At 70.6% G+C, this 7394-nt stretch carries 6 protein-coding genes and 1 pseudogene; 6 read left to right on the plus strand and 1 reads right to left on the minus strand.

The window, feature by feature from the left end; translation table 11 throughout:
- Position 1: 1 nt before the first annotated feature.
- The 3 genes from KUTG_RS24885 to KUTG_RS24895 are packed head-to-tail and all read left to right on the plus strand — an operon-like array spanning position 2 to position 3585.
- Positions 2-1663, plus strand: a complete 1662-nt coding sequence (locus KUTG_RS24885; protein ID WP_043730530.1) for a serine hydrolase domain-containing protein — start codon at positions 2-4, stop codon at positions 1661-1663.
- Positions 1664-1720: 57 nt separating this feature from the next.
- Positions 1721-2653: a MurR/RpiR family transcriptional regulator gene (locus KUTG_RS24890; RefSeq protein ID WP_232240929.1), complete on the plus strand. Its 933-nt coding sequence runs from the start codon at positions 1721-1723 to the stop codon at positions 2651-2653.
- Complete coding sequence (locus KUTG_RS24895; RefSeq protein ID WP_043720028.1) at positions 2650-3585, plus strand: N-acetylmuramic acid 6-phosphate etherase; 936 nt, start codon at positions 2650-2652, stop codon at positions 3583-3585. Before KUTG_RS24890 ends, KUTG_RS24895 begins: the two co-directional genes overlap by 4 nt.
- Before the next feature lie 199 nt (positions 3586-3784).
- On the opposite strand, the gene KUTG_RS24900 is transcribed toward KUTG_RS24895, so the two are convergent.
- A complete protein-coding gene (locus KUTG_RS24900) occupies positions 3785-4510 on the minus strand; it encodes a Fic family protein (RefSeq protein ID WP_043720031.1) in 726 nt (241 codons plus the stop codon).
- Between the two features lie 186 nt (positions 4511-4696).
- Here KUTG_RS24900 and acs point away from each other — a divergent pair, with 186 nt between their 5' ends.
- The 3 genes and pseudogenes from acs to KUTG_RS63895 all read left to right on the plus strand — a co-directional run.
- Positions 4697-6667 (plus strand): acetate--CoA ligase, encoded by a 1971-nt coding sequence (gene acs / locus KUTG_RS24905; protein WP_043720032.1) that lies wholly within the window; start codon positions 4697-4699, stop codon positions 6665-6667.
- Positions 6668-6777: 110 nt separating this feature from the next.
- Entirely contained in the window at positions 6778-7266 is a 489-nt protein-coding gene (locus KUTG_RS24910; RefSeq protein WP_043720035.1) for a phage holin family protein, read from the plus strand.
- Positions 7267-7301: 35 nt separating this feature from the next.
- A pseudogene (locus KUTG_RS63895) lies at positions 7302-7394 on the plus strand (alpha/beta hydrolase); the annotation flags it as partial.

Raw genomic sequence — 7394 nt, forward strand, 5'->3', positions numbered from 1 at the left:
CATGCGGATTCGTGTCCTCGCCCTGCCGGCCGTGCTCGTGCTGGCGTTCGCCGTGACCACAAGCGCGGACGCCGGGCCGAACTCGGCCCGCTTCGACCGGCCGTACCAGGGGTTCGCGCCGGCCAGCACGGTGCTGCGCGCGGGGTCGCCGGCGGCGGCGGGGTTGAACGCGGCACCGATCGACGCCTTCAACCAGCAGCTCGCCGCGTGGGTGCCGTCGATCTATCCCGGGGCCACGGTGTTGTTGGCGCACAACGGTGTCATGGTCGACCGGACGGCGACGGGCGAGGCCGTCAAGTACAAGGACGCGACGACGCTGCTGCCGCCGGACCAGATGGTGGCGACCCGCACCGACACCATCTACGACCTGGCGTCGCTGTCCAAGCTGTTCACCTCGGTCGTGGCCGTGCAGCAGCTGGAGGCCGGACGGATCGCGCTGGACGAGCCGGTCGCGCACTACCTGCCGGAGTTCGCCACCAACGGCAAGGGCGCGATCACCATCGAGCAGCTGCTCACGCACACCTCCGGGCTGATCCCCGACCCGATTCCGTCGCTGTGGGCCGGATATCCGGACATCCCGTCGCGGGAGAAGGCGATCCTCGACACGACGCCGGCCTCGCCGCCCGGCACCGCGTACGTGTACTCCGACCTGAACATGCTGACCATGCAGCTGGTGTTGCAGCAGGTCACCGGCAAGCCGCTGGACGAGTTGGTGCGCAAGGACATCACCGAGCCGCTGCACATGGTCGACACCGGCTACAACCCGCCCGCGTCGAAGCTGGACCGGATCGCCGCCACCGAGTTCGAGGCGTCGCCGCCGCGGGGCATGGTGCGCGGATCCGTGCACGACGAGAACGCCTGGGCGATGGGCGGCGTCGCCGGGCACGCCGGCGTCTTCTCCACGGCCGACGACCTGGCCGTGCTGGCCCAGGCGATCCTCAACGGCGGCGTGTACCGGGGGCACCGGATTCTCAGCGAACACGGCGTGCACCTGATGCAGGTCAACTTCAACCAGAAGTTCCCCGACGACTCGCACGGGCTGGGCTTCGAGCTGGACCAGATCTGGTACATGGGCGGGCTGTCCGGCCCGGACACCATGGGGCACACCGGATTCACCGGCACGTCGCTCGTGATCGACCCGCGCTCGCGGTCGTTCGCCATCCTGCTGACCAACCGGGTGCACCCGACCCGCAACACCCCGAGCACCAACGGCGCCCGTCGCGCGGCGGCGCAGGCGTTGGCGGAGGCCATGACCGTGCAGGCGCCGGGCGGCGGCAAGTCGTGGTTCTCCGGGGAGGGCGGCGGTTCGACGAGCACTCTGACCACGGGAACGCTGCACGGCACGGTGCGGCTGTCGTTCGACGCCTTCGTCAACACCGAGTCCTCGGATCTGCTCACGTTGGAGGCCAGCACCGACGGTGGCGCCACCTGGACCACGGTTCCGGTCACTGTCCGTGGTCAGACCGAGACGTCGCTGTCGGGTCAGTCCGGCCGGGCCTGGCAGCAGGTTCGGGCCCAGGTGGCGAACCCATCGAACGCTTTGCAGCTCCGCTGGCGTTACACAACCGATCCCTCGTACGAAGGACGGGGCGTGAACGTCGCCGACATCTCGCTGAGCTGCGGCCGCACCACGTTCACGCCGGTCGGCTGGCAGCTGACGTAACCGCAGGTCAGGGGCCGTCATGTTGACCGAAACAGTTACTGTTAGTAAGTTTCCCACGTGGCACCCGCCAAGTCAGTCAATGAGATCAGCGAGGCGAGCCCGCTGGTCCGGATCCGTTCGCTGCTGCCCGGCCTCGCCCGTGCCGAGCAGCGCGTGGCCAAGGTCGTGCTCGACAACCCGCAGGTCGTCGCGCACCGCAGCATCACCGAGGTCGCCGAGGCGGCCGGCACGAGCGAGACGACGGTGACCCGGTTCTGCAAGGCGATCGGCGTCGGGGGCTACCCCGAGCTGCGGATCGCCCTTGCCGCCGACACCGCGCGCACCGCCGCTCGGATCGACCGCGACCTGGGCAGCGACATCGCGCCCACCGACGACCTGTCGCAGGTGGTCGGCAAGGTCGCGTTCGCCGACGCGCGCGCCGTCGAGGAGACGGCCGAGCAGCTGGAGATCCCGACGCTCAGCGCCGTCGTGGACGCCGTCGCCGCCGCCGGGCGGGTCGACGTGTACGGGGTCGGCGCAAGCGCTTTCGTCGCCGCAGACCTGCAGCAGAAGCTGCATCGCATAGGGCGCGTCAGCTTCGCGTGGAGCGACACCCACATCATGCTGACGTCCGCCGCCGTGCTGTCCGACGGCGACGTCGCTTTCGGCATCTCGCACACCGGCGCCACGGCGGACACCGTGGAGGCGCTTCGGGTGGCTCGGGAGCACGGCGCGACCACCGTGGCGCTGACCAACTTCCCCCGCTCGCCCATCTCCGAGGTCGCCGACCACGTGCTGACCACCGCCGCGCGGGAGACCACGTTCCGCTCGGGCGCGATGGCCAGCCGGATCGCCCAGCTCACGGTGATCGACTGCCTGTTCATCGGAGTCGCTCAGAAACACCTCGACAGCGCGCGTAACGCGTTGGAGTCCACCTACGAGGCTGTGGGTGGGCATCGACTCGGTCCGCGTCCCGACGGCCGCCGAAAGGCACGGGAGACAGGTAAATGACGTTGCCGCAGCCACGCGAGTCGATCGTGCGTGTCGATTCCCCCACCGAGCAGCGCAACCCCAGGACGGAGGGGATTGACAGACTGCCAACGGTGGACGTGCTGCGGATGATCAACGCCGAGGACCGCCTCGTGCCGGCCGCCGTCGGCGACGTGCTGCCGCAGGTCGCCCGGGCCGTCGACTACGCCGTCGCCACCTTGCGCTCCGGCGGCCAGGTCCACTACGTCGGCGCCGGCACCTCCGGGCGGCTGGCCACCCTCGACGCCGCCGAGCTCATGCCCACCTTCAACACCCCCGCCGACTGGTTCGTCACCCACCACGCCGGCGGCACCGCCGCGCTGCGCACCGCCGTCGAGAACGCCGAGGACGACTGGGACGCCGGCGCCGCCGAGATCCACGGCTCCGTCCGCCCCACCGACCTCGTGTTCGGTCTCACCGCCTCCGGCCGCACCCCGTACGTGCTCGGGGCGTTGGCCGCCGCCAACGAGATCGGCACCCGCACCGTGCTGCTCTCCGCCAACCCGGTCGACGCCCCCGCTGTGCCCCTCGACGTGCTCATCGCCGTCAACACCGGGCCCGAGGCCATCGCCGGCTCCACCCGTATGAAGGCCGGCACCGCCCAGAAACTCGTGCTCAACGCCTTCTCCACCGCCGTGATGGTGAAGTTGGGGCGCACCTACTCCAACCTGATGGTCAGCATGCGGGCCACCAACGCCAAGCTGCGCGGCCGCACCCTGCGCATCCTGCGCGAGGCCACCGGGCTGGACGAGGCGGAGTGCATGGCCGCGCTGTTGGAGGCCGACGGGGACCTCAAGGTGGCGTTGGTGCGGCTGCTGGCGGGGATCGACTCCGTGCAGGCGGCGGAGGCTTTGACCGCTACCGGCGGGCATGTCAGGAATGCGTTGGTGGCGCTGGGGGCGGCGGCAAGCTAGACCGACGGCTTGGCATGGGGTGGGCGGAGCCGCCGGGACCACTCGTGGTTACGGGCGGGCGCGACCGTTTCGTGCGCTCATGAACATCCCCCACCCGACCCGGGGGGCGACCCCGGACCCAGTCTACCCGCGCTGGATGCTGGGCGATCTTGAACGGCGGGGGCTGTGGACAAGGGCAGAACTGTCCACAGCCGAGGAATCAGCCTTGCCCGACGGCGTCGGCGATGCTGCGGGCTTCGGAGGCGCCGGCTTCGAGGGCGGAGCAGGCGAAGAGGAGCCAGCCGGCGACGCCGTCGGGGGTGCCGGAGGAGAAGCCCTCCAGAGCGGAGCGGTACTCGGCGGCGCGGCGGAGGTAGGCGACCTCGGGGACGGCGAGGCCCTTGGTGTCGAGGCCGGTGCCGATCATCGTCAACCTGGCGGCGGCGCGGGCGATAAGGCCGCTGACGGGGCCGAAGGGGGCGAGAGACAAGAGCTCGCCGTGCACGACGGCGACGAGGACGGGGCCGGGGGCCTTGGTGCCGCCGGCGACCAACGACGCGAGCAGCTCCAGGCGGGAGCCGCTGGAGGAGGGCCGGCCGAGGTCGGAGGGGGAGACGAGGTCGGCGGCGGCCAGCACGTGCAACCGGGCCAGGGCCTGCAAAGGGGCCTTCTGCCAGGTGGCGAGCAGGGGGCCGATGGCCTCGGCGACCCGGAGGGATCCGGCCAGCACGGGATCGGACACGGACCCGTCCGACGGAATCTCTACGGCGCCACCGTCGAGGGCGGCCGAGGCCCGGGCGGCGCGGACGGAGGCCTCGGCGGCGGTGGTGGGCCAGCCGCGGCGGTTGGCGGGATGGCGGTGGACCTCAGCGACGGCGTCGCGAGCGGCCTCGACGGCCGCGGCGACACCGGGCAGATCCAGCAGGGGCGCCAGCGGGTCGGTCACGGACGTTCCTCGCTCACGCTCGGAGCACGAAGATCCGCGACCAAGGTCGCAGTGCTGGATGGCTCGGTCACAGCCGGCGACCCTACCCGGCCGATATGGTCTAGACCTTACGGCACTGGTACGGGAGTCCCCGTAGCACTAGGTTCAGCACCACTACCGCAGGCGAGTTCCAGGAGGCCACGCACCATGACAGAGTCGTCCGCGTTGGACAACCTGCTCTCCGAGAGCAGGTCGTTCCCGCCCAGCGAGGAGTTCGCAGCTCAGGCCAACGCGACCGCCGCGCTGCAGCAGGAGGCGGACGCCGACCGCGAGGCCTTCTGGGCCGAGCAGGCCGAGCGCCTGAGCTGGGCGACCAAGTGGGACCAGGTCCTGGACTGGTCGGGCGCCCCGTTCGCGAAGTGGTTCGTCGGCGGCAAGCTGAACGTGGCCTACAACTGCGTCGACCGGCACGTCGAGTCGGGCCACGGCGACCAGGTGGCGATCCACTGGGTCGGCGAGCCCGGCGACACCCGCACGATCACCTACGCGGACCTCAAGCGCGAGGTGTCCAAGGCGGCGAACGCGTTGCTGTCGCTGGGTCTTGAGGCCGGCGACCGGGTGGCCATCTACATGCCGATGGTGCCCGAGGCGATCTTCTCGATGCTGGCCTGCGCCCGCCTGGGCCTGGTGCACAGCGTGGTGTTCGGCGGTTTCTCGGCCGAGGCGCTGCGCTCGCGCATCGACGACGCCGCGGCCAAGCTGGTGATCACCACCGACGGCCAGTACCGCCGCGGCAACCCGGTCTCACTCAAGGCGGCCGTGGACGAGGCGGTGGCCAAGACGCCGACCATCACCAACGTGCTGGTGGTCCGGCGCACGGGCGGCGAGGTCGACTGGACCGACGGCCGCGACCTGTGGTGGCACGACGTGGTGGACGGCCAGTCCGAGGACCACACGCCGGAGGCCTTCGACTCCGAGCACCCGCTGTTCATCCTGTACACCTCGGGCACGACGGGACGGCCCAAGGGCATCCTGCACACCTCGGGCGGCTACCTCACCCAGGCGTCCTACACGCACTACAACGTCTTCGACCTCAAGGCGGACACCGACGTCTACTGGTGCACGGCCGACATCGGCTGGGTCACCGGGCACAGCTACATCGTGTACGGCCCGCTGTCCAACCGGGTCACCCAGGTCGTCTACGAGGGCACGCCGAACACCCCGCACGAGGGCCGGCACTGGGAGATCATCCAGCAGTACAAGGTCTCCATCTACTACACGGCCCCGACGCTGATCCGCACGTTCATGAAGTGGGGCGCGGAGATCCCGGCCGGTTATGACCTGACGTCGCTGCGCGTGCTGGGCAGCGTCGGCGAGCCGATCAACCCCGAGGCCTGGATCTGGTACCGGGAGCACATCGGCGCCGGCAAGACACCGGTGGTGGACACCTGGTGGCAGACGGAGACCGGCGCGATCATGGTCGCCCCGCTGCCCGGCGTCACGGTGGCCAAGCCGGGTTCGGCGATGGGCCCGCTGCCGGGCATCGGCGCGAAGGTGGTGGACGACACCGGCAAGGAGGTCGGCCCGGGCGGCGGCGGCTACCTGGTGCTGGACAAGCCGTGGCCGTCGATGCTGCGTGGCGTCTGGGGCGACGAGGAGCGTTTCCGCGAGACCTACTGGGCGCGTTTCCACGACCAGGGCTACTACTTCGCCGGTGACGGCGCGAAGTACGACAGCGACGGCGCGATCTGGCTGCTGGGCCGGGTCGACGACGTGATGCTGGTGTCCGGCCACAACATCTCCACCACGGAGGTGGAGTCGGCGCTGGTGTCGCACCCGCGCGTGGCGGAGGCGGCGGTGGTCGGCGCGACCGACCCGACGACGACGCAGGCGGTCGTGGCGTTCGTGATCCTGCGCGGCGTCAAGGAGGGCGAGGACGCCACCGCGCTGGTGAAGGACCTGCGCGACCACGTGTCCAAGGAGATCGGCGCGATCGCCAAGCCGCGGCAGATCCTGGTCGTGCAGGAGCTGCCCAAGACCCGCTCCGGCAAGATCATGCGCCGGCTGCTGCGGGATGTGGCCGAGAACCGCAAGATCGGCGACGTGACGACACTGGCCGACTCGTCGGTGATGGACCTGATCTCATCGGGTCTGCAGTCGGGCAAGGCCGAGGACTGAGCCCCACCACGAAGGCGGCCCGCGCGAGGGCCGCCTTCGTGGGCGTGGCGGGCCTGGGTGTGAGCCTTCCGGGCGCACCGCACAGCGAACCCTGGTGGGTGCATGGCACGATGACCACCGTGACAGGCCCAGGACACACCCCGAACGGCCACGGCGCTGGGCTGCCCCCGGTGCCCTCGATCCCGTTGACCGAGGAGACGCCGCGCGACGTCGCCGGCGAGCAGTCGGTCGGCGGCCTGATCAAGGACGTGATGACCCAGGTCTCCGTCCTGCTGCGGGCCGAGATCGAGCTGGCCAAGCTGGAGGTCGGCGCCGAGGTCAAGAAGGCGCTGCGGGGCAGCGTGTTCTTCATCGGCGCGCTGACGATCGTGATGTTCAGCCTGTTCTTCCTGTTCTTCGCGATCGCCGAGCTGCTGGCCGACCTCGGCCTGTACCGGTCGGCCGCGTTCGGCATCGTCTGGTTCGCGATGCTGCTGGTCGCGGGCCTGCTGGGCCTGCTCGGCTACCGCAAGGTGCGCCGGATCAGGGCACCGCAGCGGACGATCGAGACGATCAAGGACACGGCCGCCGCGCTGAGCCACCCCGGCGAGCGCTCGTAACAGCGCCGCGCCACCGGACCGTCTCGGCCAACGGCATCCGGCTGCACGTCGCCGAGGCCGGCCGCGGTCCGCTCACGCTGATGCTGCACGGGTTCCCCGAGTTCTGGTGGACCTGGCGGCACCAGCTG

It is taken from the genome of Kutzneria sp. 744 (assembly GCF_000568255.1).
Taxonomy (GTDB): Bacteria; Actinomycetota; Actinomycetes; order Mycobacteriales; family Pseudonocardiaceae; genus Kutzneria.

Bases quoted from the DNA above. Each gene is read 5' to 3' on its own strand.
- KUTG_RS24885 (WP_043730530.1), top strand. From the start codon at position 2: ATGCGGATTCGTGTCCTCGCCCTGCCGGCCGTGCTCGTGCTGGCGTTC.
- KUTG_RS24895 (WP_043720028.1), top strand. From the start codon at position 2,650: ATGACGTTGCCGCAGCCACGCGAGTCGATCGTGCGTGTCGATTCCCCC.
- acs (WP_043720032.1), top strand. From the start codon at position 4,697: ATGACAGAGTCGTCCGCGTTGGACAACCTGCTCTCCGAGAGCAGGTCG.
- KUTG_RS24910 (WP_043720035.1), top strand. From the start codon at position 6,778: ATGACCACCGTGACAGGCCCAGGACACACCCCGAACGGCCACGGCGCT.